Source organism: Stenotrophomonas oahuensis (assembly GCF_031834595.1).
GTDB lineage: Bacteria > Pseudomonadota > Gammaproteobacteria > Xanthomonadales > Xanthomonadaceae > Stenotrophomonas > Stenotrophomonas oahuensis.
This window is the reverse complement of record NZ_CP115541.1, coordinates 935,278-958,680: the sequence shown is the minus strand read 5'-3', so window position 1 is coordinate 958,680 and position 23,403 is coordinate 935,278. Positions and strand designations below refer to the sequence as shown.

At 65.6% G+C, this 23,403-nt stretch carries 20 protein-coding genes; 15 read left to right on the top strand and 5 right to left on the bottom strand.

What is annotated here, in order from left to right; translation table 11 throughout:
• The first annotated feature begins 6 nt into the window (after positions 1-6).
• The 3 genes from xerC to hslU all read left to right on the top strand — a co-directional run bounded on the left by xerC (position 7) and on the right by hslU (position 2,886).
• Complete coding sequence (xerC, locus tag PDM29_RS04190; protein WP_311192635.1) at positions 7-897, top strand: tyrosine recombinase XerC; 891 nt, start codon at positions 7-9, stop codon at positions 895-897.
• A 61-nt stretch (positions 898-958) separates the two neighbouring features.
• Complete coding sequence (gene hslV / locus PDM29_RS04185; RefSeq protein WP_311192634.1) at positions 959-1,510, top strand: ATP-dependent protease subunit HslV; 552 nt, start codon at positions 959-961, stop codon at positions 1,508-1,510.
• A 35-nt stretch (positions 1,511-1,545) separates the two neighbouring features.
• Entirely contained in the window at positions 1,546-2,886 is a 1,341-nt protein-coding gene (gene hslU, locus PDM29_RS04180; RefSeq protein ID WP_425508743.1) for an ATP-dependent protease ATPase subunit HslU, read from the top strand.
• A gap of 583 nt (positions 2,887-3,469) precedes the next feature.
• Here hslU and PDM29_RS04175 read toward each other — a convergent pair.
• Positions 3,470-4,138, bottom strand: a complete 669-nt coding sequence (locus PDM29_RS04175) for a TetR family transcriptional regulator (protein WP_311192632.1) — start codon at positions 4,136-4,138, stop codon at positions 3,470-3,472.
• Between the two features lie 233 nt (positions 4,139-4,371).
• Here PDM29_RS04175 and smeD point away from each other — a divergent pair, with 233 nt between their 5' ends.
• From smeD to PDM29_RS04160, 3 genes are all read left to right on the top strand, one after another.
• Positions 4,372-5,541, top strand: coding sequence for a multidrug efflux RND transporter periplasmic adaptor subunit SmeD (gene smeD / locus PDM29_RS04170; protein ID WP_311192631.1), 1,170 nt, complete (start codon positions 4,372-4,374; stop codon positions 5,539-5,541).
• A gap of 12 nt (positions 5,542-5,553) precedes the next feature.
• Positions 5,554-8,679 carry a multidrug efflux RND transporter permease subunit SmeE gene (gene smeE, locus PDM29_RS04165; RefSeq protein WP_311192630.1) on the top strand — a complete coding sequence of 1,042 codons (3,126 nt, stop codon included), beginning with the start codon at positions 5,554-5,556 and terminating at the stop codon, positions 8,677-8,679.
• A gap of 103 nt (positions 8,680-8,782) precedes the next feature.
• Complete coding sequence (locus tag PDM29_RS04160) at positions 8,783-10,171, top strand: efflux transporter outer membrane subunit (protein ID WP_311192629.1); 1,389 nt, start codon at positions 8,783-8,785, stop codon at positions 10,169-10,171.
• Positions 10,172-10,239: 68 nt separating this feature from the next.
• Here the strand turns inward: PDM29_RS04160 and PDM29_RS04155 are convergent, their stop codons facing one another.
• From PDM29_RS04155 to PDM29_RS04145, 3 genes are all read right to left on the bottom strand, one after another.
• On the bottom strand, positions 10,240-10,629 hold the full coding sequence (locus PDM29_RS04155; protein ID WP_311192628.1) for a low affinity iron permease family protein: 390 nt from the start codon (positions 10,627-10,629) through the stop codon (positions 10,240-10,242).
• Between the two features lie 69 nt (positions 10,630-10,698).
• Positions 10,699-11,133 carry a hypothetical protein gene (locus PDM29_RS04150; protein ID WP_311192627.1) on the bottom strand — a complete coding sequence of 145 codons (435 nt, stop codon included), beginning with the start codon at positions 11,131-11,133 and terminating at the stop codon, positions 10,699-10,701.
• A 140-nt stretch (positions 11,134-11,273) separates the two neighbouring features.
• Positions 11,274-11,726: a nucleoside deaminase gene (locus PDM29_RS04145; RefSeq protein ID WP_311192626.1), complete on the bottom strand. Its 453-nt coding sequence runs from the start codon at positions 11,724-11,726 to the stop codon at positions 11,274-11,276.
• A gap of 97 nt (positions 11,727-11,823) precedes the next feature.
• On the opposite strand from PDM29_RS04145, the gene ubiE reads away from it, so the two are divergent.
• From ubiE to PDM29_RS04125, 4 genes are all read left to right on the top strand, one after another.
• A complete protein-coding gene (gene ubiE / locus PDM29_RS04140) occupies positions 11,824-12,585 on the top strand; it encodes a bifunctional demethylmenaquinone methyltransferase/2-methoxy-6-polyprenyl-1,4-benzoquinol methylase UbiE (RefSeq protein WP_311192625.1) in 762 nt (253 codons plus the stop codon).
• A gap of 139 nt (positions 12,586-12,724) precedes the next feature.
• Entirely contained in the window at positions 12,725-14,680 is a 1,956-nt protein-coding gene (locus PDM29_RS04135; protein WP_311192624.1) for a M1 family metallopeptidase, read from the top strand.
• 94 nt (positions 14,681-14,774) lie between these two features.
• Entirely contained in the window at positions 14,775-15,506 is a 732-nt protein-coding gene (locus tag PDM29_RS04130; RefSeq protein ID WP_311192623.1) for a hypothetical protein, read from the top strand.
• The gene (locus PDM29_RS04125; RefSeq protein WP_311192622.1) at positions 15,503-16,168 is read left to right on the top strand and encodes a hypothetical protein; all 666 of its coding nucleotides are present in this window, start codon (positions 15,503-15,505) and stop codon (positions 16,166-16,168) included. Before PDM29_RS04130 ends, PDM29_RS04125 begins: the two co-directional genes overlap by 4 nt.
• A 137-nt stretch (positions 16,169-16,305) precedes the next feature.
• Here PDM29_RS04125 and PDM29_RS04120 read toward each other — a convergent pair whose 3' ends face one another.
• Positions 16,306-17,244, bottom strand: a complete 939-nt coding sequence (locus PDM29_RS04120; RefSeq protein ID WP_125359906.1) for a carbohydrate kinase family protein — start codon at positions 17,242-17,244, stop codon at positions 16,306-16,308.
• Positions 17,245-17,519: 275 nt separating this feature from the next.
• Between PDM29_RS04120 and PDM29_RS04115 the strand changes: the two genes are divergently transcribed.
• Genes PDM29_RS04115 through rodA form a run of 5 tightly spaced genes read left to right on the top strand, consistent with a single transcriptional unit; the run spans position 17,520 to position 23,260 of the window.
• The gene (locus PDM29_RS04115) at positions 17,520-18,566 is read left to right on the top strand and encodes a rod shape-determining protein (protein WP_102947251.1); all 1,047 of its coding nucleotides are present in this window, start codon (positions 17,520-17,522) and stop codon (positions 18,564-18,566) included.
• A 12-nt stretch (positions 18,567-18,578) separates the two neighbouring features.
• Positions 18,579-19,592: a rod shape-determining protein MreC gene (mreC, locus tag PDM29_RS04110; RefSeq protein WP_311192621.1), complete on the top strand. Its 1,014-nt coding sequence runs from the start codon at positions 18,579-18,581 to the stop codon at positions 19,590-19,592.
• Positions 19,589-20,074 carry a rod shape-determining protein MreD gene (mreD, locus tag PDM29_RS04105; protein ID WP_311192620.1) on the top strand — a complete coding sequence of 162 codons (486 nt, stop codon included), beginning with the start codon at positions 19,589-19,591 and terminating at the stop codon, positions 20,072-20,074. Before mreC ends, mreD begins: the two co-directional genes overlap by 4 nt.
• 1 nt (position 20,075) lies before the next feature.
• Positions 20,076-22,151, top strand: coding sequence for a penicillin-binding protein 2 (gene mrdA, locus PDM29_RS04100; protein WP_311192619.1), 2,076 nt, complete (start codon positions 20,076-20,078; stop codon positions 22,149-22,151).
• Positions 22,148-23,260, top strand: coding sequence for a rod shape-determining protein RodA (gene rodA, locus PDM29_RS04095; protein ID WP_311192618.1), 1,113 nt, complete (start codon positions 22,148-22,150; stop codon positions 23,258-23,260). Before mrdA ends, rodA begins: the two co-directional genes overlap by 4 nt.
• The last annotated feature ends 143 nt before the right edge of the window (positions 23,261-23,403 follow it).

Below are 23,403 nucleotides of genomic sequence, written 5' to 3'. Positions count from 1 at the left end.
GCCGTCATGGGCGCGGTGCAGGAGTTCCTGGGGCATCTGCAGGTGGAGCGCCGTGCCTCGGCGCACACCCTGGATGCCTACCGCCGCGATCTGGACGCCCTGGGTGGGTGGGCGGACGCGCAGGGTTCACAGCCCGAGGGCCTGGACGCCGAGCATCTGCGCCAGTTCATAGCGGCAGAGCATCGACGCGGGCTGGCCCCGAAGTCGCTGCAGCGGCGGTTGTCGGCCTGCCGCAGTTTCTATGCCTGGCTGCTCAAGCACCACCGCATTGACGTCAGCCCGGCGGCCACGCTGAAGGCCCCCAAGGCTCCGCGCAAGCTGCCGCAGGTGCTCGACGCTGATGAAGCCGTGCAGCTGGTGGAACTACCCACCGATGCGCCATTGGGGCTGCGTGATCGCGCGCTGCTGGAGCTGTTTTATTCCTCCGGCCTGCGACTGAGTGAATTGTGCGCGCTGGTGTGGCGCGACCTCGATTTCGCCACCGGTCTGGTCAATGTACTCGGCAAGGGCAACCGCCAGCGCCGGGTGCCGTTCGGCCGTCACGCGCGCGAGGCGCTGCTGGGCTGGCGCGCGGAGAGCGGGGCAGGCGAGGCGCAGCCGGTGTTCCCGGGGCGCAAGGGCGGTCCGATCACCCAGCGTGCGGTGCAGATCCGCATCCGCCAACTGGCCCAGCGCCAAGGCCTGTTCAAACATGTCCACCCGCACATGCTGCGGCACAGTTTTGCCAGCCATATCCTGGAATCGTCAGGCGATCTGCGCGGCGTGCAGGAACTGCTGGGGCATGCCGACATCGCCACCACCCAGATCTACACCCATCTGGATTTCCAGCACCTGGCCAAGGTGTACGACGCCGCTCATCCCCGCGCCAAGCGGCGCAGCGGTGGCAACGAAAGCTGAACCGACCGCTTGAAGCCCCCGGCAACGACCCCACCTCAGTCTTTGTCACCCCGGAGGCTCCATGGACCCCAGTCAGAACCCCACCGTATTCCACGCCACCACCATCGTCTGCGTCCGTCGCGGCGAGCACGTGGCCATTGCCGGCGACGGCCAGGTCACGCTGGGCCACACCGTGATGAAGAGCAACGCGCGCAAGGTGCGCCGCCTCGGCCGTGACGGCCAGGTGCTGGCAGGTTTCGCCGGCGCTGCCGCCGACGCCTTCACCCTGTTCGAGTTGTTTGAAGCCAAGCTGGAGAAGCATGGTCAGCTGACCCGCGCGGCGGTGGAGCTGGCCAAGGACTGGCGCACCGAGCGCCGCCTCGGCAAGCTCGAGGCGCTGCTGGCCGTGGCCGACAAGGAAACCTCGCTGATCATCAGCGGCACCGGCGATGTGATCGAGCCGGAAGACGGCATCATCGCGATCGGCTCCGGCGGTTCGTACGCGTTGTCGGCTGCACGTGCGCTGATGGCGCATACCGAACTGGACGCACGCACGATTGCCAGCGAGGCGATCAATATCGCGGGCGACATCTGCATCTACACCAACCGCAACGTTGTCGTTGAGGAGCTTTGAGCATGCCGCATTCCCATGATTCCTCCTCGTCGACCATGACCCCGCGCGAAATCGTGCAGGAACTGGATCGTCACATCGTCGGCCAGCACGACGCCAAGCGTGCGGTCGCGATCGCGCTGCGCAACCGCTGGCGGCGCATGCAGCTCGCGGATGCGCTGCGCAATGAAGTGATGCCGAAGAACATCCTGATGATCGGCCCCACCGGCGTCGGCAAGACCGAGATCGCACGTCGTCTGGCTACGCTGGCCAACGCGCCGTTTGTAAAAGTGGAAGCCACCCGCTTCACCGAAGTGGGCTACGTGGGCAAGGACGTCGAGCAGATCATCCGAGACCTCGCCGACACCGCGGTCAAGCTGTACCGCGAGCAGGCCAAGGTCCGCGTGCGTACCCAGGCTGAAGAGCGCGCCGAAGACCGCATCCTGGACGCGCTGCTGCCACGCCGCAGCGGTGGCATCGGCTTCGATCCGGAAGCCGCACGTAACGAGCCGTCGTCGCAGGACAACGAGACCCGCATCAAGTTCCGCCGCATGCTGCGCAATGGCGAGCTGGACGAGCGCGAGATCGAGCTGGACCTGGCCGCGAACGTGAGCATGGACATCATGACCCCGCCGGGCATGGAGGAAATGGGCCAGCAGCTGCGCCAGATGTTCTCCAACCTGGGCGGTGGCAAGGCACAGAAGCGCACGCTGACGATCAAGGCCGCGCGCCCGCTGCTGGTGGAAGAAGAGGCCGGCAAGCTGGTCAATGAAGACGACATCCGTACCGCCGCGATTGAAGCGTGCGAGCAGCACGGTATCGTGTTCATCGACGAAATCGACAAGGTGGCCAAGCGCGGCGACAACGTCGGTGGCGGCGATGTCTCGCGCGAAGGCGTGCAGCGCGATCTGCTGCCGCTGGTGGAGGGTTCGAACGTATCGACCAAGTACGGCACGATCAAGACCGACCATATCCTGTTCATTGCCTCGGGCGCGTTCCACCTGGCCAAGCCGAGCGACCTGATTCCGGAACTGCAGGGTCGTTTCCCGATCCGGGTGGAGCTGGGTGCACTGAGCAAGCAGGATTTCGTCCGCATCCTGACCGAGCCGAAGGCGGCACTGACCAAGCAGTACGAAGCACTGCTGCAGACTGAAGGCGTGTCGGTGAACTTCACTACCGATGCGGTCGATCGTCTGGCCGAGATTGCCTTCCAGGTCAACGAGCGCCAGGAAAACATCGGTGCCCGCCGTTTACACACGGTACTCGAGCGCCTGCTGGATTCGCTGAGCTACGAGGCTCCGGACCGCGACGGCGAAACCATCGCCATCGATGCCGCCTACGTGGACAAGCACCTGGGCGAGCTGGTCAAGGACCCGGACCTGAGCCGGTACATCCTGTAACTGACAGCTGCAATTGCGCTTGTTGCGTGGAGCCGGGCTATGCCCGGCTTCATGCATTTTGGCGAACAGCCGGGGGTCACTGGTTTCCGTGTTTGGGCGTGCCGGGGTGGGTTTGCGGGACACGCCGTGAATCCATCCTTGGAGGCTCGTCAAAAACATCCATGTTTTTGACGGTCCCGCAAACCCACCCCGGCACGCCCCAGACAGTTGGTCGGTGGCCAATGGGAAATGCCAGATCAACGGCGATGTCGATTTGGGACTATGCGTTCCCGGATGTTGGGAATATCACGGCGATCGTCTGTCGACCGGTCCCACCGGGACCGCGAACGGGTTTTGATCTTCGATGGCCACCGACGCACTGTCGATGGCGGTTCGGGGTGGGCTGGAGGGGGCGTGAGCCGCATGGATGCGGCGATCGAGGCTACATGGACGTACTTGCGCCGTCCCCCGGAACGCCCATCCCGAACCGCCAGACCAGAGATACCATGAACCACCGGCTGTTCGCCCAAAACCAACAGCAGCCGGGCAAAGCCCGGCGACGCGCAGTGATTGCAATCGCAACCAGCAGCAGGAGAAGAGGGTGTTACGCCTCGTCCTCAGTCGGCAAGGCTTCCGGCGGCGAGCCCGGTACGAACACGCCCGGCAGCACGAAGGCGCTGAAGATCGCATCGAGTGTTTCGGCACCATCGCGCTGCAGGTCGAACAGCTCTGGTTCCAGCATCGCGCTGTACAGTACGCCGGTCAGGCTGGTGCTGATGATGCGCGCCACCGTGTCCACGTCCGCGTTCGGACGCAACTGTCCCAGGTCGCGCGCGCGCTGCATCGCCGCGCCGATGATCGCCAGCTCCTCGCGCGACATCTCCCGCTGCATCTCCTGCATGGCCTGGCTTTCCACCGAAAGATCGTTGCGCAGCATGATTTCCAGCATGTTGCGCAGGCGCTCGTCTTCGGAAATCTCCTGGAACGACACCAGCAGCGCCGAGCGCAGGTCCAGTACCGGCGTCGTGCGCTTGGAGGACGCCGTGCGGCGCAGACGCTCGATGAACGGAATGCGCTCGCGGTCGATCATCGCCGTCAGCACTTCGGTCTTGTTCTTGAAGTGCCAGTACACCGCGCCCCGGGTGTAACCCGCACGCTCGCCGATCATCGCCAGGCTGGTGCCGGCAACCCCGAACTCATGGAAACAGGCCTGGGCCGCGTCGAGGATGCCCTCGCGGGTGGCCATGGCCTCTTCTTTGGTTTTTCTGGCCATTGCGCTCTGTGCACGTGCTGGATGAAACCGGCCTGAATTGTACCCGTTTACAAACAAACATGCATGTATGTATATTTACGCCCCACTGATCCTCGGTGAGGTCTGCCCGTTTTCACGAGAGCGGGCCCGGCGGGTGATTCGAACCTTTTGCGGTCCAGCTGTCGTTCTGACGCGCCCTGGCACGTCGAGCCCAGACCGGCCCCTTCCTTTTCTGATTGCTGCGAGCCCCCACCATGTCATCCACCCGTTATCGTTACGTCGCGCTGTCCCTGGCGGTCGCCCTGAGTCTGTCCGCCTGTGGCGGCGGTGAGCAGGAAGGCCAGCAGGGCGGCCCCGGCCAGGTCACCGTTGCCACCCTCAAGAGCGAGCAGGTCGGCCTGACCCGCGAACTGCCCGGCCGCACCAACGCCTTCCTGGTCGCCGAAGTGCGCCCCCAGGTCAGCGGTATCGTGGCCAAGCGCCTGTTCACCGAAGGCGGCCTGGTCACGGCCGGCCAGCCCCTGTACCAGATCGATGACGCCAGCTACCGCGCCCAGGCCAACAGCGCCCGCGCCCAGTTGGTCCGTGCCGAGGCCACCGCCAACGCCGCGCGCCTGAGCGCCAAGCGCATCACCGAGCTGGCCAAGGTCGATGCGGTCAGCCAGCAGGACCTGGAAAACGCCGTCGCCGCGCAGAAGCAGGCCGACGCTGACGTCGGTGCTGCCAAGGCCTCGCTGGACGCCGCCAATGTCACCCTCGGCTATGCCCGGATCACCGCGCCGATCGCCGGCCGCATCGGCAAGTCCAGTGTCACCCAGGGCGCGCTGGTCAGCGCCGGTCAGGCTGACGCGCTGGCCACTGTGCAGCAGCTCGATCCGATCTACGTCGACCTGACCCAGTCCGCCGCCGAACTGCTGGAACTGCGCCGTGAGCTGGCCGCCGGTCGCCTCAAGGACAACCAGACCCTGCCGGTGACCATCCTGCTCGAAGACGGCAGCGAGTTCTCGCACAAGGGCACGCTGGAGTTCTCCGAAGTCAGCGTTGATCCCAGCACCGGCAGCTACGCGCTGCGGGTGAAGGTCGACAACCCCGACCAGGTGCTGATGCCGGGCATGTACGTGCGTGCCGTGGTCGGCAGTGGCGTGCGTGAAAACGCGCTGCTGGTGCCGATGCAGGGCATTGCCCGCGATGCCAAGGGCGACACCACCGCCATGGTGGTCGGCAAGGACAACAAGGTGGAAGTCCGCCCGGTCAAGGTCAGCCGTGCACTGGCCGACAAGTGGCTGGTCGAAGACGGCCTGCAGCCAGGCGACAAGGTCATCGTCGAAGGCCTGCAGAAGATCCAGCCGGGCATGCCCGTGCAGGCCACCGAGAAGGGCGCAGCTCCGGCTGCGCCGGCAGCTGCCGCCGCCGGCAAGCAGTAAGCGGAGAATTCCATGGCTCGTTTTTTCATTGATCGACCCATCTTCGCGTGGGTGATCGCGATCATCATCATGCTGGCCGGTGCGCTGGCGGTGGTGAAGCTGCCCGTGTCGATGTACCCGGAAGTGGCACCCCCTGCCGTCGAGATCAGCGCCACCTACCCGGGTGCGTCGGCCAAGGTGGTGGAAGACTCGGTGACCCAGATCATCGAGCAGAACATGAAGGGCATCGATGGCCTGATCTACTTCTCGTCCAACAGTTCGGCCAATGGCATGGCCACCATCACCCTGACCTTCGAGGCCGGCACCGACCCGGATATCGCCCAGGTGCAGGTGCAGAACAAGCTGCAGCTGGCCATGCCGCTGCTGCCGCAGGAAGTCCAGCGGCAGGGCATCAACGTGGCCAAGTCGAGCAGCGGCTTCCTGCAGGTGATCGGCTTCGTGTCCAACGACGGCAGCATGGACGCCAATGACATCGCCGACTACGTGGGCTCCAACATCGTCGATACGCTCAGCCGCGTGCCGGGCGTGGGCAACATCCAGGTGTTCGGTGGCAAGTACGCCATGCGCATCTGGCTGGACCCGAACAAGCTGCACACCTACAAGCTGTCGGTGGATGAAGTCACCGCCGCGATCACCGCACAGAACGCACAGGTGGCCATCGGCCAGCTGGGCGGTGCACCGTCGGTGAAGGGCCAGCAGCTCAACGCCACCATCAACGCACAGGACCGCCTGCAGACCCCGGAACAGTTCCGCAACATCCTGGTCCGCGGGGGCACCGACGGCAGCGAACTGCGCCTGGGCGACGTCGCCCGGGTCGAGCTGGGTGCGGAAAGCTACGACTTCGTCACCCGTTACAACGGCAAGCCGTCCACTGGTATCGCGATCACCCTGGCCACCGGCGCGAATGCGCTGGATACCGCCAATGGCGTGCGGGCGGCGCTGGACGACATGAAGGCGAACTTCCCGGCCGGGCTGGAAACCGTGGTGCCGTATGACACCACCCCGTTCGTGCAGGTCTCGATCAAGGGCGTGATCAAGACCCTGATCGAAGCGATCGTGCTGGTGTTCGTGGTGATGTATCTGTTCCTGCAGAACTTCCGCGCCACCCTGATTCCGACCATCGCAGTGCCGGTGGTGCTGTTGGGTACCTTCGGTGTGCTGGCCGCGCTGGGCTTCTCGATCAACATGCTGACCATGTTCGCCATGGTGCTGGCAATCGGCCTGCTGGTCGACGATGCCATCGTGGTGGTGGAGAACGTCGAGCGCATCATGTCCGAAGAGGGGCTGTCGCCGCTGGAGGCCACCCGCAAGTCGATGAGCCAGATCACCGGCGCGCTGGTCGGTATCGGCCTGGTGCTGTCGGCGGTGTTCGTGCCGATGGCCTTCATGACCGGCTCCACCGGCGTGATCTACCGGCAGTTCTCGGCCACGATTGTGTCAGCCATGGCGCTGTCGGTGCTGGTCGCCATCGTGCTGACTCCGGCGCTGTGCGCCACCATGCTCAAGCCGCTGAAGAAGGGCGAACATCACGTCGCGCACAAGGGCTGGGCCGGTCGCTTCTTCAATGGTTTCAACCGTGGCTTCGACCGCTCCAGCGAAACCTACCAGCGCGGCGTCAAGGGCATCATTGCGCGTCCGGGCCGCTTCATGGCCGTGTTCGCCGCACTGGCGCTGGTGATGGGCGTGCTGTTTGCCCGTCTGCCCAGTTCGTTCCTGCCCAATGAAGACCAGGGCATCCTGATGGCGCTGGTACAGACCCCGGTCGGTGCCACCCAGGAACGCACGCTGGAGGCGATGAGCAAGCTGGAAGATCACTTCCTGAAGAATGAAACCGAAGCCGTCGAGTCGATCTTCGCGGTGCAGGGCTTCAGTTTTGCCGGTATGGGTCAGAACGCCGGCATGGCCTTCGTCAAGCTCAAGGACTGGAAGGACCGTGACGCCGACCAGGGTGTGGGTCCGATCACCGGCCGTGCCATGGCCGCACTGGGCGGGATCAAGGACGCCTTCATCTTCGCCTTCCCGCCGCCGGCGATGCCGGAGCTGGGTATCGGTTCGGGTTACACCTTCTTCCTGAAGGACAACAGCGGGCAGGGTCACGAGGCGTTGTTGAACGCGCGTAACCAGCTGCTCGGGGCCGCCGGCCAGAGCAAGCTGCTGGCCAACGTGCGTCCGAACGGCCAGGAAGATACGCCGCAGCTGCGCATCGACGTGGACGTCGAGAAGGCCAATGCACTGGGGCTGTCGATCAGCTCGATCAACAACACCCTGGCCACCGCATGGGGCAGCAGCTACATCGATGACTTCATCGACCGTGGCCGGGTCAAGCGCGTGTATGTGCAGTCCGATGCCGATTTCCGTATGAACCCGGACGACTTCAACGTCTGGTCGGTGAAGAACACTGCCGGTGAGATGGTGCCGTTCAGTGCCTTCGCCTCCAAGCGCTGGGATTACGGTTCGCCGCGTCTGGAACGCTACAACGGTGTGTCGGCGATGGAAATCCAGGGCGAGCCCGCGTCCGGCGTGGCCTCGGGCGATGCGATGAACGAGATCGAGCGCATCGCCAAGGACCTGCCGCCGGGCTTCGAGATCGAGTGGACCGCGCTGTCCTACCAGGAACGCCAGGCCGGTTCGCAGACCCCGCTGCTGTACACCTTGTCGCTGCTGATTGTGTTCCTGTGTCTTGCTGCGCTGTATGAAAGCTGGAGCGTGCCAACCTCGGTGCTGCTGGTGGCTCCGCTGGGCATTCTCGGCGCGGTGCTGGCCAACACCTTCCGCGGCATGGAGCGCGACATCTACTTCCAGGTGGCGATGCTGACCACGGTGGGCCTGACCAGCAAGAACGCGATCCTGATCGTGGAGTTCGCCAAGGAGAACCTGGAGAAGGGCGTCGGCCTGATCGAGGCCACCATGCATGCAGTTCGCGACCGTCTGCGCCCGATCATCATGACCTCGCTGGCGTTCGGCCTGGGCGTGCTGCCGTTGGCGATTGCCTCGGGTGCGGGTTCCGGCGCACAGCGTGCGATCGGTACCGGTGTGCTGGGTGGCATGGTGGTGGGCACGCTGCTCGGTGTGTTCTTCATTCCCTTGTTCTTCGTAGTCGTGCAGAAGCTCTTCAACCGGCGTCTGCGCGCCGGTTGACCACGCATTCCACCTAATCCCCCGCCTTCGGCGCGCCCCCTTCAACATGAAGGGGGCTCTTCTCCAGACGGGCTACGTGCCCTTTTCGGGATGGAAAAGCACAATGAAGTCTTCAATGCTTTCTACTTCACTTCTTGCTGTTCTGCTCGCCTCCGGCTGCAGCATGTTGCAGCCACGCAGCACCGAGGTCGCCCCGGCGATCCCGTCGCAGTGGCCGGCGACCGCATCCACCGCCCCGGCGGTCGAGGTCGACGCCATCGGCTGGCGCGACTACTTCGTCGACGCACGCCTGCAGACCGTCATCGACCAGGCGCTGGACAACAACCGTGACCTGCGCGTGGCCGTGCTCAACGTTGAAAAGGCCCGCGCCCAGTACCGCATCCAGCGTGCTGACCGCGTGCCGGCCATTGCCGCACAGGGGCAGATGACCCGCACCGGTGGCGACGCACCGGTAGCCGAGCAGTTCACGGCCAACCTGGGCGTGGCCGAATTCGAGCTGGACCTGTTCGGTCGCGTGCGCAATCTGAGTGAGGCGGCCCTGCAGCAGTATTTCGCTGAAGCCGCCAATCGCCGCAGCGCGCAGCTGTCGCTGGTGGCCGAAGTGGCCAATGCCTGGCTGACCCTGGGCGCGGACCGCGAGCAGCTGCGCATCGCCCAGGACACCCTGGCCGCGCACCAGGACTCGCTGCGTCTGACCGAGGCGCGCCACCAACTGGGAGGTGCGTCGGCGCTGGAACTCAGCCAGACCCGGACGCTGGTTGAAACCGCACGAACCGATGTGGCCCGTTACCAGGGGCAGGTGGCGCAGGACCGCAACGCGCTGACCCTGTTGGCCGGTGGGCCGGTCGATGACAGTGCCTTGCCTGACGGCGCGGTGCTCGACGTGGCCGCTGTACGCGCCATTCCGGCCGGCGTTCCGGGCGAGGTGCTGCTGCGCCGCCCCGACGTGATGTCGGCCGAGCACCTGCTGCTGGCGGCCAATGCCAACATCGGTGCGGCGCGTGCGGCGTTCTTCCCGTCCATCCGCCTGACCGGGAGCATCGGGTCGGCGTCGGACGAGCTGTCCGGCCTGTTCGACAGCGGTACCCGGGTGTGGAGCTTCATGCCGCAGATCAGCATCCCGATCTTCCAGGGCGGCAAGCTGCGCGCAGGTCTGGGTGTGGCCAATGCCAATCGCGATATCGCGCTGGCCCAGTATGAGAAGGCGATCCAGTCTGGCTTCCGCGAAGCGGCCGACGCGCTGGCCCTCAATGACAGTCTGGATGACCAGTTGGAGGCGCAGCAGGCACTGGTGACGGCGGCCGAGCAGGCGCAGACCCTGTCGCAGGCCCGTTATGACGCAGGGTTGGACAGCTTCCTGACACTGCTGGATGCGCGTCGTACCGCGTACAGCGCGCGGCAGTCGCTGGTCAGCACGCAGCTGGCACAGCAGTCCAACCAGGTGGCGCTGTACAAGGTGCTGGGCGGTGGTTGGCATGAGCGAGGGGTGTAGGGACACGCCATGCGTGTCCTCGGTGAACCCGGCACCGCGATGACACGCATGGCGTGTCACTACCGGTGTCAGGTCCGTTTCTTCTCCAGCGCCGTGCGCGCCGCCTGCGCCATCTGCTCATACTCGCGACGGATCTGCTCCAGCCGGTCCTCATCCAGCTCTTCCAGATCCAGCAGCTCATTGTTGGCCTCAGCCACCGCGCGGATCAGCTCATCCAGCTTGATCTGCACGGCTGCGGCATCCGCGTTCTGGGTGTGCTGGATGAGGAACACCATCAAAAAGGTAATGATGGTGGTGCCGGTATTGATGACCAGCTGCCAGGTGTCGTTGAACTGGAATACGGGACCGGTCACGCCCCAGATCACCACGATGGCAACGGCGGCCAGAAACGTCCACGGCCGCCCGGTTGCCCGCGCGGCCCTCTTCGCCACCGTGTTGAACAGATCACGCAGATTCATCGCTCGCACCACTGGCCAGAATGGCGGGCATCTTCAGCAGCGCAATGTGTAGGACCCGTGCAGCCGCGTTCAGACGCTGGCGGCCACCAGTCGCGGACGTTCGGCGCGATCACTACGGCTGCTCATGTACACGTGGTCCCAGACCTGGTCCACAAAAGCGCTCGCCTCAGCCTCGGTAAGGCGCGGCATGATCTGCAGTGCGTAGAACGTCTGGAAGGCCTCCATACGCTCTCTGTCGCTGTGCCGCGGATGCGAGATCAGCGAGTCGCAGGCGAATTTGATCCACGTGATGTACTGGCCGAACGATCTTTCTCCCATGAGACCGTCGGCATGACGCTGCCGCCAGTAGTTCACTTCGGCATCCACATTGATCACGGCAGGAACGGAAAACGGTGCTGAGGGCATGGTCGCGTCGATTCGGCAAAGGGAGAGGGGCGCGTGCCAAGCATGCGTAACGATCAGTGCATGCAACGTAACGGCGATGTGCAGCGCGCGTGGCGACATCGCGTTGACGCCGTCTGCACAGCGACGTCAACGCGGAATGCCCTTGTTTCCCAGCGGTTCGGCGGTACTACGCGTCTCTGAAGGATTCATGACTGCGTGCTTTCGGCTGCGACAAGATGTCGCAAGCTGCACGCCGACGCTTACTCGCCGATGTCTTCGTCCCACACTTCCGGATGCGCGGAGATGAATCCGCCGAGCAGGTCGATGCATTCCTGGTTCTGCAGGTCGATCACCTGCACACCGTTCTCACGCAGCCAGTCGATGCCGCCGCGGAAGGTGACCGACTCGCCGACCACCACGGTGCCGATGTTGAACTGGCGCACCAGCCCGCTGCAGTACCAGCACGGGGCCAGCGTGGTGACCATGATGGTATTGCGGTAGCCACGCTGGCGGCCGGCCTTGCGGAAGGCGTCGGTTTCGCCGTGCACCGACGGATCGCCTTCCTGGACGCGGCGGTTGTGGCCGCAGCCGAGCAGGCGGCCGTCGTTGTGGTACAGCGCCGCGCCGATCGGAATGCCGCCTTCAGCCAGGCCCTGGCGGGCTTCGGCGATGGCGGTCTGCAGCAGGGCGGCGTAGTCAGGCGTGGTGATCATGGCAATTCCTGTCCAAAGTGACCGCCATGATAGGCGGCACCGCCCGGGTTGGCTGCCCCGGGTGCCGCGAATGCCCCGGCAGTGCGATAATCGGGGCATGAGCGAATCCCCCTACAAGACTGGCACCACCCATTTCGGCTTCCGCGACGTTGCCGCCAAGGACAAGCAGAAGCTGGTGGGCGAAGTGTTCACCTCGGTCGCGCGCAACTACGACCTGATGAACGACCTGATGAGCATGGGCATCCACCGGGCGTGGAAGCGCTACTACGTGGCGACCGCGCATGTGAAGCCCGGCGACCGCGTGCTCGACCTGGCTGGCGGCACCGGCGATATCGCCGCGCTGATCAAGGAACGGGTAGGGGACGAAGGCGAAGTGGTGCTGGGCGACATCAATGCCGGCATGCTCTCGGTCGGCCGCGACCGCCTGACCAACCGCGGCCTGGTGTCGGGCCTGCAGTACGTGCAGTGCAACGCTGAGGCGCTGCCGTTCCCGGACAACAGTTTCGACCTGGTCACCATTGCCTTCGGCCTGCGCAACGTCACTGACAAGGACGCCGGCCTGCGCGAGATATACCGTGTGCTGAAGGTGGGCGGCCAGGCGCGGGTGCTGGAGTTCTCGGAAGTCACCGCCGACTGGTTCAAGCCGATCTACGACTTCCACTCGTTCAAGATCCTGCCCAAGCTGGGCCAGCTGTTCGCGCGCGACGCCGACAGCTACCAGTACCTGGCCGAGAGCATCCGCAAGCACCCGCCGCAGGAACAGCTCAAGACCATGATGGGCGAGGCCGGCTTTGCCCGCTGCCATTACAAGAACCTGACCGGGGGCATCGTCTCGATCCACTCCGGTTACAAGGTGTAACCGCCGTAGAGCGGGGCTTGCCCCGCTGCGTGAAAGGTCGTGCCGGGCAAGACCCGGCACTACGGTAGCCGGTGTGGCTTTCCGTATTCAGCTTGCGACAGGGGTAAACTGGCGGTTTCACCCAGACCGGTCCCGATTCATGCGATCCCCGTTCCTGTTGATTCCTCTGGCCGTTGCCCTGGCCGCCGGTTGCTCGAAAGAGCCGGCCGCGCCCACCGCTGCGCCCGCCGCCCAACCTGCCGCTGCCAACGCCGTGAAAGCTGAAAACCGCAACCATGACGAAAGCTCGTACGCCCAGCCGGACAAGGTCGTCATCAAGGACCTGGCGCTGGACCTGAAGCTGGACTTCGACAACAAGCAGATCGGTGGCACCGCCACCTATACGTTGGACTGGAAGGACAAGGCCGCCAAGCAGCTGGTGCTGGACACCCGCGAGCTGACCATTGAAAAGGTCGAGGCCGTCGGTGCCGATGGCAAGACCGCACCTTTGCAGTTCGCGCTGGCGGCCGCCGACAAAGTGTTCGGCAGCAAGCTGACCATCGAAACCCCGGAGCAGCCGGCCAAGGTCGCGATCACCTACCACACCGCCCCGACCGCCTCGGGCCTGCAGTGGCTGGAGCCGTCGATGACCGAGGGCAAGCAGCTGCCCTTCATGTTCAGCCAGTCGCAGGCCATCCACGCCCGCTCCTGGGTGCCGCTGCAGGACACCCCGAGCGTGCGCTTCACCTACAGCGCGCACGTGACCTCGCGTCCGGACGTGATGGTGCTGATGAGCGCCGACAACGATCCCAAGGCCGCGCGTGACGGTGACTACACCTTCAAGATGCCGCAGCCGATCCCGTCGTACCTGCTGGCCATCGCCGCGGGCGACCTGGTGTTCGAGCCGATCTCCGGCCGTTCCGGCGTGTGGGCTGAACCGACCATGGTCGGCAAGGCCGCCAAGGAATTCGAAGACACCGAGAAGATGATCGGTGCCGCAGAGAAGCTGTACGGCGAATACCGCTGGGGTCGCTACGACATGCTGGTGCTGCCGCCGTCGTTCCCGTTCGGCGGCATGGAAAACCCGCGCCTGACCTTCGCCACCCCGACCGTGATCGTCGGCGACAAGTCGCTGGTCTCGCTGGTCGCCCATGAACTGGCGCACAGCTGGTCGGGCAACCTGGTGACCAACTCCAGCTGGAAGGACATCTGGCTCAACGAAGGCTTCACCACCTACGTGCAGGGCCGCATCACCGAGGCGCTGTACGGCCAGGAAATGGCCGAGATGGAGCGGGAGATCGACCAGAACGACCTGCTGGCCGAGGTCAAGGACATGAGCCCGGCCGACCAGGCCCTGGCCCTGCCGCCGCTGACCGAGCGTGACCCGGACGAGGCGCTGAGCAACGTTGCCTACGTCAAGGGCTCGTGGTTCCTGCAGTTCCTGGAACAGCGCTTCGGCCGCGAAGTGTTCGATCCGTTCCTGCGCAGCTGGTTCGATGACCACGCCTTCCAGAGTGCCAACACCGACCAGTTCGTCGAGTACCTGAAGAAGAACCTGCTGTCGAAGAAGCCCGGCGCGGTGACCGATGCCGAGCTGAAGGCATGGCTGGACGAGCCGGGCATTCCGGCCTTCGCCACCAAGGCCCGTTCGCGCAACTTCACCATCGTCGACACCGCCCGCATCAGCTGGGAAGGCAGCAAGAAGCTGCCCAGCCCGCAGATCACCAGCGAGTGGGGCACCCAGGAATGGGTCCACTTCATCGACGGCATGGGCAAGACCCTGCCGGTTGAACAGCTGGCGGCGCTGGACCGTGCCTACCACTTCACCGGCACCGCCAACGGTGAAATCGCCATGCGCTGGTACCCGCTGGCCATCCGCAGCGGTTATGCCGAAGCCAATGAAGCTGCCGGCGCGTTCATCGAACGCGTGGGTCGTCGCAAGCTGATCCTGCCGATCTACGCCGAGCTGGTGAAGACGCCGGAAGGCCTGGCATTCGCCAAGGCCGCGTTCGAGAAGGCCAAGCCGGGCTACCACCCGATCACCACCGCGTCGGTACAGGACATGCTGGACAAGGCGTCGCCGGCTCCGGCAGCGGCTCCTGCACCGGCACCGTAACAACACCGGTAGCGCGCAAAAGAAGACGGCGGGGGAAACCCCGCCGTTTTTCGTTTCGGTACACTCCATCGACGTCTTGAATCCGGACCTGCCCATGAAAAAACTGATCCTCATCGCCGCCTGCACCTTGGCGCTGGCCGCCTGCACCGACCCGGAAAAGGAGCGCCAGGCCCAGGAAGCCGCGGCCGCAGCGGCCAAGGCCGCGAAGGAGGAGAAGGCTGAGGGCGTGGCCAAGCAGTACGACATGGCGGTGGCCGCTCAGGATTGGGAAAAGGCCCGCATTCACGGTGGCTCGCTGCTGGATATCTACAAGGACACCGACGTGGCCGCGCGCATCGAGCCGGGCTTCGCCGAGGTCAAGGCCAAGGCCGAGGCCGCGCGCGACCTGCGTCGCATGCAGGGCCTGTGGCAGTACAACACGGTGCCCGTGGGCACCAAGGGCAGTCAGATCTCCGCGTCGATCTACAGCAAGGAGCGGGTGGACGTGGACGGCAGCGGCCCCAAGCCGGTGCAACTGGTGTTCCGCGACCACCCCGAATGGAAGCGCCACGCCTACCTGGTGCTGCAGGCCGGTGATTTCCGGTGCCCGCAGTGCACGGTCAAGGTCACCGTGGACGACGGCAAGCCGGTCAACATGGCCGCCTGGCGGCCCAAGACCGACGAGGCCATCGCCATGTTCATCACCGACCAGAAGGCGCTGTGGAAGCTGGCCCGCAAGGGTAAGTCGATCAGCATCGAATTCCCGGTCAAGGCCGGCGGCACCCGTACGGCCGTCTTCGAAACCGGCGGCGTAGACGCCAGCCGCATGCCGGGGTGGTGGAATTGAGCGCACCAGGGTGGTTCCTGCTGGCCGCAGGGATGGTCGCGCTTGCGGCCCCCGGCCTGGCCCGCAGCGCCGACGGCGACGGCACGCCGTTCGCCGTGCACGGCGAGCAGCTGCAGGTGGCCGTGCCGTCAGGCTGGAAGCTGGCCTGGATGGCCGGCGACCGCAGCGGCAATGGCGATGTGATGCAGGAGTACATTCCGGCCGACCAGAACATCAAGAACTGGCGTGGCCAGTATCTGCTGGTCGGACGCGTTCCGCTGCCGCCGGCCGAGGTGTCAAAGGAGGTGGCTGCCATGGGCAAGACCTTGCCGCAGATGGTCTCGATGGTGAGCCAGCAGGAGGCCCGTAAGGCGTGTGGCGGCACCTTCACCGAGATCGAACCGTGGAGCGGCGCGGCCGCTGCGGGTGAGTCCACCATCTCCGGTGGTTTCTGCGATCGCTTCGGTCCCGCTGCGCCGTTCGGCGAAGGAGCCCTGATCGGCTATCTGCAGGGCAAGCAGTACGTGCACCGCATCGAGTACCACTGGCGACCCGCCAGCGAAGGCGAGCGCAACGCCCATCTCCCCACCCGCGTCCATCCCGCCCAGCAGCAGGCGTGGATCGACGCGATCAAGGCCACGCCGCTCTGCGGAACAGCGCAGGTCCCCTGCAAAACACCGTAGGGACACGCCATGCGTCTGGAGGAACAGCCCCCTTTTGTTAAGGGGGTGCGCCGACAGGCGCGGGGATAGGAGGAATGCTTCGGGGCCCACGATTCGCATCGCGAATCGTGGGCGAGCAATTGAAGCAGCAGCTTCGGTTACGCGTTAAGCGCGTAACCGAACTGCTGCTTGAATTGCTCGTTGAACTCGTCAAAGGTAAAGCGCTGGTTCTGCGTGCCCGGGTGCTCCACCTTCAGCGCGCCCATCAGGTTGCCCATGCGGCCGATGGTCAGCCAGTCGTAGCCCTTCTCGATGCCGTAGATCAGGCCGGCGCGGAACGCGTCGCCACAGCCGGTCGGGTCGACCACGCGGCGTTCGTGCGCCGGCGGAATGTCGTAGGTCTTTTCCGGGGTATGGATCACCGCGCCCTTCGGGCCACGGGTGGTGATGTAGGCCTTGACCCGGCTCACGATCTCTTTTTCGTCCCAGCCGGTGCGTTCCTGCAGCAGGTTCGACTCATAGTCGTTGACCACCACGTAGTCGGCCTGCTCGATGAAGGTGCGCAGCTCCGGGCCGTTGAACAGCGGCATGGCCTGGCCCGGGTCGAAGATGAACGGCACGCCGCCGGCGGAGAACTCCTCGGCGTTCTGGATCATGCCTTCGCGGCCGTCCGGGCCCACCAAGCCCAGGGTCACGCCCGGCACGTCCTTCACGTGGTTCTCGTACGAACGCATCATCGCGCCGGGATGGAAGGCGGTGATCTGGTTGTTGTCGTGGTCGGTGGTGATGAACGCCTGCGGGGTGAACAGCTCGTCGATCACCTTGACCCGGCTGAGGTCGATGCCCAGGCCCTGGAAGTACTCGCGGTACGGGCCGAAGTCCGAACCCACCGTGCCCATCGGGATCGGCGAACCGCCCAGCAGGTGCAGGTTGTAGGCAATGTTGCCGGCGCAGCCGCCGAACTCGCGGCGCATGCGCGGCACCAGGAACGACACGTTCAGGATGTGCACCTTGTCCGGCAGGATGTGATTCTTGAACTGGTCCGGGAACACCATGATGGTGTCGAAGGCAAGAGAACCACAGATCAAAGCGGACATCGAATAAGCCTATGCGAAAGGGGTCTGGGGGCCCGGCAGCCGGGCATCAAAACGGCGCCGTCCGGCACCCAATGGCGCAAAGGTTAACGGGTGAATGGCCTCAGGGCCAGAACCCCGGGTGACCCGGATCGGCTGAATGGCCGTGAAGACAAGCTTTCAGCCAGATTTCTCCTTGCTCGCGCACAGGCGGATTGCTAGGCTTGTCCACCTCGATTTCTGCCCATTTTTTCGCCATCCCGCGGCGGGCACGACACCCCTCAGGACTCCTTCCTCAGATGTTCAAGAAACTGCGTGGCATGTTCTCCAATGACCTGTCCATCGACCTGGGCACGGCCAACACCCTCATCTACGTGCGCGGGCAGGGGATCGTGCTGAACGAGCCGTCGGTCGTGGCCGTGCGCCAGGACCGCGCCATCGGCGGCACCCGTTCGGTCGCCGCGGTGGGTGCCGAGGCCAAGCAGATGCTGGGCCGTACCCCGGGCCACATCACCACCATCCGCCCGATGAAGGACGGCGTCATCGCCGATTTCACGTACACCGAGGCGATGCTCAAGCACTTCATCAAAAAGGTGCACAAGTCGCGCGTGCTGCGCCCGAGCCCGCGCGTGCTGGTCTGCGTGCCGGCCGGCTCGACCCAGGTCGAGCGCCGCGCGATCAAGGAATCGGCCGAAGAGGCCGGTGCCCGCGACGTGTTCCTGATCGAAGAACCCATGGCTGCGGCCATCGGTGCCGGCATGCCGGTGACCGAAGCACGCGGTTCGATGGTCATCGACATCGGCGGCGGCACCACCGAGGTCGCGGTGATCTCGCTGAACGGCATTGTCTATTCGGCCTCGGTCCGCATCGGTGGCGACCGCTTCGACGAGTCGATCACCAACTACGTGCGCCGCAACCACGGCATGCTGATCGGTGAAGCCACCGCCGAGCGCATCAAGGTCGAGCTGGGCTGCGCCTACCCGCAGGCCGAGGTCATCGAGATGGAAATCTCCGGCCGCAACCTCGCCGAGGGCGTGCCGAAGATGATCAAGATCAACTCCAACGAGGTGCTGGAAGCCCTGCACGAGCCGCTGTCGGGCATCGTCAGCGCGGTCAAGCTGGCGCTGGAGCAGACCCCGCCGGAGCTGTGCGCCGACGTCGCCGAGCGCGGCATCGTGCTCACCGGTGGCGGCGCGCTGCTGCGTGACCTGGACCGCCTGATCTCGGAGGAAACCGGCTTGCACGTGCAGGTGGCCGACGACCCGCTCACCTGCGTGGCACGTGGCGGTGGCCGCGCGCTGGAGCTGGTGGACATGCATGGCAATGAGTTCTTTGCGCCGGAATAAGCGGTTCCCACTGTGCCGCCTTATGCCGGACCTCCCGTAGCCTCCCGCCAGGGAGACGCCAGCAGCCCCCTGCGGTTGTTGGCCTACCTGGCCCTGGCCATCATCTTGATCGTGCTGGACGACCAGGCCGGCTGGCTGGCGCGCGCGCGCGCGCAGGCCAACGTGCTGGTGCAGCCGGTGTGGGCCCTGGCCGGGCTGCCCGGCCGCCTCGGCACCCAGGTCAAGGACAACGCCGCCAGCCACGGCCAGCTGGTCGCCGAGAACCGCGAGCTGCGCAATCAGCTGCTGATCGCCAATGCCCGCCTGACCCGCCTGCAGACCGCCGCGTTGGACAACGCCCAGCTGCGCGAGCTGCTCAACGTGGCCGAGCGCAGCGGCCTGGACGTGCAGCTGGCTCCGATCCTGGACATCGACCTGGATCCGGTGAAGCAGCGTCTGGTGCTGGCGGCTGGCAGCCGCGACGGCGTGCACATGGGCCAGGCCGTGATCGACGCCGGCGGGCTGATGGGGCAGGTGATCGCGACCACCGGAAGTACCGCCACCGTGCTGCTGCTGACCGACCCCGACCACGCCGTGCCGGTCACCGTGGCGCGCAATGGTGTGCGCCTGATCGTATACGGGCGGGGCGACAGCCTGGAGCTGCGCGATATTCCGCTCAGTGCCGGCGTGGAAGTGGGCGATGAGATCGTCACCTCGGGCCTTGGCGGTCGTTTCCCGGCCGGCTTCCCGGTCGGCAAAATCACCGCCCTGCGCCCTGACGACACCCACGCCTTCCTGGTCGGCTCGCTGGAACCGGCTGCCAAGCTCGACCGCGGCCGCGATGTGTTGTTGCTCAGGCCCGGTGCTGCGATCCGAATTCCGCCGAACCTGCGCCTCCCCACCGACGCGCCAGGCGGCCCCGCCGAACCGCCGATTGCGCCTGCGGTCGCGCCGCCTACCTCTCCGGAAGCAGCTTCGGTAACGCCTGCCGCTGCACCGCCGGTAGTGCCGGCAGCTGGCCGGCAACCCCAGGAACCCAACCGATGAGCCGCCTGCGCGACAAAGGCTGGGTCCTGCCGGTCAGCATCATCCTGGCGCTGCTGCTGGGCCTGCTGCCGCTGCCCGAACTGCTGCAACCGCTGCGCCCCTACTGGCTGGCGCTGGTGCTGGCGTACTGGGTGATCGAAGCCCCCGAACGCGTCGGCCTCGGCGTAGCCTTCAGCTGCGGCGTCATTGCCGACCTGCTGTACGGCGGCGTGCTGGGCGAACAGGCGCTGCGGCTGGTGATGCTGACCTTCATCCTGCAGCGGTTCCGCGCGCGCATCCGCTTTTTCCCGATGTCGCAGCAGATGCTGGCCATCGGCGGCCTGCTGTTCAATGACCGCATCGTCAGCGCCGTGGTCCACATCGCCGTGGGCGAACCGACCCTGCCGTGGTCGTACTGGTGGGCGCCGTTGCTGGGCATGGCGCTGTGGCCGCTGGCGTTCGTGCTGCTCGACGCCGTGCGCTTCGGACGTCGCGGGCGCTGACATGTACATGCGCCGTCCGGCCAAGAACCCGCACGCCGAAGCTGAGCAGTTCCGGCGCCGCGCCGCGCTGGGCTTCCTCGGCGTGCTGGTCTGCCTGCTCGGCCTGGGCGGCTGGTACTTCAAGCTGCAGGTGCTCGACCACGACGTCTACGCCACGCGCTCGGAAGCCAACCGCATCAAACCCCGGCCGGTGGTGCCCGGGCGCGGCATGATCTACGACCGCAACGGCCGCCTGCTGGCCGAGAACGTGCCCGCGTTCCGGCTCGACATTACCCCGGACAAGGTCAAGGACATGGACGCCACCCTGGCCGGGCTGGCGAAGATCCTGGATATCAGTCCGGAAGAGATCGAGACCTTCAACAAATCGCGCAAGGCGCGCCGCAGCTTCCTGCCGGTCACGCTGAAGCTGCGCGTCAGCGACGAAGAGATGGCCCGTTTCGCGGTCGACCGCTGGCGCTACCCCGGGGTCGAGCTGGAGCCCTACCTGACCCGTCGATACCCGTACGGCGACCTGTTCACCCACATCATCGGCTACGTCGGCCGGGTCGACGACAAAGACCTGGAGATGCTGGGCGAAGGCAACGCGGCGCTGACTCACATCGGCAAGTCCGGGCTGGAGCGCTATTACGAGCAGCAACTGCGCGGCAAGGTCGGCTACGAGCAGGTCGAAACCAATGTGCAGGGCCGCGCCATCCGCACCATCGGGCGGGTGGCCGCGCAGTCCGGCAGCGACCTGCGCCTGTCCATCGATGCCGACCTGCAGCGCGCCATGGTCGCCGCCTTTGGCGAATTCGAAGGCTCGGCGGTGGCGATGGATCCGCGCACCGGCGAGATCCTGGCCATGGTCAGCCTGCCGTCGTACGACCCCAACCTGTTCGTCAACGGCATCTCGCATGCCGACTTCAAGGCCCTGAACGAAAACCCCTCGCGGCCCCAGTTCAACCGCCTGGTGCTGGGCGGCGTGGCCCCCGGTTCCACGATCAAGCCGCTGATCGGCCTGGCCGGCCTGGACAGCGGCGTGCGCAAGCCGGAAGACAAGATTCTCTCCACCGGCATGTTTTACCTGCCCGGCACCTCGCGTGGCTGGGGTGATGCCAACCGTGGCGGACATGGCTGGACCGACCTGCGCAAGTCGATCACCCAGTCGGTCAACACGTATTACTACAAGCTTGCCCTGGACATGGGCATCGAGAAGTTCGATCACTACATGGGCTACTACGGTTTTGGCGAGCCGACCGGCATCGACCTGACCGGCGAGATCGGCGGCATCCTGCCGTCGCCGCAGAACAAGGCCAAATCGCGCAAAGAACGCTGGTACCCCGGTGACACGGTCAATGTGAGCATTGGCCAGGGCGACTGGAAGGTCACCCCGCTGCAGCTGGTGCACGGCGTCGGCGGCATTGCCGATGGCCAGCTGCGCACGCCGCATCTGGTGATGCAGACGCGCGAAGGTTTCGATGCCGACTGGGTGCCGATGGCCGCCGGCAAGAGCAAGCCGATCAGCCCTGTTGCCAGCAACCTGCAGGCGGTGCGCGAGGGCATGATGGGCACGATGCGTCCGGGCGGCAGTGGCGCACGCGCCGCAGCGGGCGCGCCGTACACGATTGCCGGCAAGACCGGCACCGCGCAGGTGATCAGTCGCCGCGGCACCGCAGCCGTGAACCCCAAGAGCCTGCCCATGCACCTGCGCCACCGTTCGCTGTTCGTCGGCTTCGCACCGGCCGAGAACCCGGTGATCGCGGTGGCCATCGCGGTGGAAGGCGGTGGTTATGGTGGCTCGGCGGCGGCTCCGATCGCGCGCAAGCTGTTCGACGCGTGGCTGCTTGGCAAAATGCCCGAGGGCATGGAGCCGCTGGACAGCGAGCGCGGCACCACCGCCATCGGCCTGACCGCCTTTGACGGTGGCGACAGCGCGGCGCGTGAGGCCGGTGACGTGGCCGCGCTCGCGCTGGAGATCCTGCCGGTGATGGTTGGCACACAGCTGCCGGTTGCACCGCCCCCGCCCGATCCCGGCGCGCCGTCGCCTGCTGCGGTGGTACCGACCCCGACCGCACCCGCACCGGAGCGCAGCCGATGAAAGAGTTTCTGCGCTGGGCGACCGACATGGTCGTGCGCTTTGTCAGCACCCTCGACTGGGTGCTGTGCCTGGCCCTGGGCAGTCTGATGCTGATTGGCCTGGCCGTGCTGAAGAGCGCGGGGGGCGACGGCCTGGTGTTCGCTCAGGGCGCGCGTTTTGTGGTGGGCCTGGGCGCGATGTGGGCGATCTCGCGGATATCGATCCTGCGCATCCGCTCGGCCACGCCGCTCATTTACGCCATTTCGATGATTCCGCTGTTGGCCGTGTTCGTGCTCGGCACCGGCAAGTACGGGCGACAGTGGCTGGACCTGAAGCTGTTCTACCTGCAGCCGGCCGAACTGCTCAAGGTCAGCCTTCCGATGATGGTGGCCTGGTACCTGCACCGCATGCCGCTGCCGCCGCGCTTCAACACCGTGCTGGTCAGCGCGGTGATCATCGGCGTGCCCACCGGCCTGGTGATGCTGCAGCCGGACTTCGGTACCGGCGTGCTGATCGCTGCCAGCGGTGCCTTCGTGCTGCTGCTGGCCGGCCTGCCGTGGTGGTGGGTCGGCGTGGCGGTCGGCGGCGTGGCCGCCGCGGCACCGGTGGCCTGGATATGGCTGCTGCGGCCCTATCAGAAAGACCGCATCATGATGTTCCTGGACCCGGAGAGCGACGCGCTCGGGGCCGGCTGGAACATCATCCAGAGCAAGATCGCGATCGGCTCGGGCGGCCTCGATGGCAAGGGCTGGGGGCAGGGCTCACAGTCGCACCTGAACTTCATTCCCGAACAGACCACCGATTTTGCGTTCTCCGTGCTCAGCGAGGAGTTCGGCTGGATCGGCGTCGCGGTGGTGCTGACCCTGTACCTCGTGGTTATCGGGCGCTGCCTGTGGATCGCCTCGCAGTCGCGTGATTCGTACTCCCGCCTGCTCGCCGGAGCCACCGGCCTGGCCTTCTTCGTCTATGTGCTGGTCAATGGCGGCATGATCTCCGGCCTGCTGCCGGTGGTGGGCGTGCCCATGCCCTTGATCAGCTACGGGGGCACCTCGGCGGTTTCGCTGCTGGCCGGCTTCGGCCTGGTCATGGCCGCACGCGCGCATCAACCGGTCCACGGCGGCTACAGCTAGCCGGAAACGCAGTGCTGGCGGCTTTCCGACAGTTACACAGCCTCGCGTCAAATCACTGCCTTTCCGGGCCTGTGATTTAGTGTGATTTGCGCAAAATTAACATTCGGCCCCGTTTGGACGCCTCCAAACCGTCGCTTTTGGTG

Coding starts and splice junctions, on each gene's coding strand:
- smeE (WP_311192630.1), top strand. CDS start 5,554: ATGGCTCGTTTTTTCATTGATCGACCCATCTTCGCGTGGGTGATCGCG.
- PDM29_RS04150 (WP_311192627.1), bottom strand. CDS start 11,133: ATGTCGCCACGCGCGCTGCACATCGCCGTTACGTTGCATGCACTGATC.
- mreD (WP_311192620.1), top strand. CDS start 19,589: ATGAGCCGCCTGCGCGACAAAGGCTGGGTCCTGCCGGTCAGCATCATC.
- rodA (WP_311192618.1), top strand. CDS start 22,148: ATGAAAGAGTTTCTGCGCTGGGCGACCGACATGGTCGTGCGCTTTGTC.
- PDM29_RS04175 (WP_311192632.1), bottom strand. CDS start 4,138: ATGGCCAGAAAAACCAAAGAAGAGGCCATGGCCACCCGCGAGGGCATC.
- PDM29_RS04115 (WP_102947251.1), top strand. CDS start 17,520: ATGTTCAAGAAACTGCGTGGCATGTTCTCCAATGACCTGTCCATCGAC.
- mrdA (WP_311192619.1), top strand. CDS start 20,076: ATGTACATGCGCCGTCCGGCCAAGAACCCGCACGCCGAAGCTGAGCAG.
- PDM29_RS04120 (WP_125359906.1), bottom strand. CDS start 17,244: ATGTCCGCTTTGATCTGTGGTTCTCTTGCCTTCGACACCATCATGGTG.
- PDM29_RS04130 (WP_311192623.1), top strand. CDS start 14,775: ATGAAAAAACTGATCCTCATCGCCGCCTGCACCTTGGCGCTGGCCGCC.
- PDM29_RS04160 (WP_311192629.1), top strand. CDS start 8,783: ATGAAGTCTTCAATGCTTTCTACTTCACTTCTTGCTGTTCTGCTCGCC.
- PDM29_RS04135 (WP_311192624.1), top strand. CDS start 12,725: ATGCGATCCCCGTTCCTGTTGATTCCTCTGGCCGTTGCCCTGGCCGCC.
- PDM29_RS04145 (WP_311192626.1), bottom strand. CDS start 11,726: ATGATCACCACGCCTGACTACGCCGCCCTGCTGCAGACCGCCATCGCC.
- smeD (WP_311192631.1), top strand. CDS start 4,372: ATGTCATCCACCCGTTATCGTTACGTCGCGCTGTCCCTGGCGGTCGCC.
- hslV (WP_311192634.1), top strand. CDS start 959: ATGGACCCCAGTCAGAACCCCACCGTATTCCACGCCACCACCATCGTC.
- hslU (WP_425508743.1), top strand. CDS start 1,546: ATGACCCCGCGCGAAATCGTGCAGGAACTGGATCGTCACATCGTCGGC.
- xerC (WP_311192635.1), top strand. CDS start 7: ATGGGCGCGGTGCAGGAGTTCCTGGGGCATCTGCAGGTGGAGCGCCGT.
- PDM29_RS04155 (WP_311192628.1), bottom strand. CDS start 10,629: ATGAATCTGCGTGATCTGTTCAACACGGTGGCGAAGAGGGCCGCGCGG.
- ubiE (WP_311192625.1), top strand. CDS start 11,824: ATGAGCGAATCCCCCTACAAGACTGGCACCACCCATTTCGGCTTCCGC.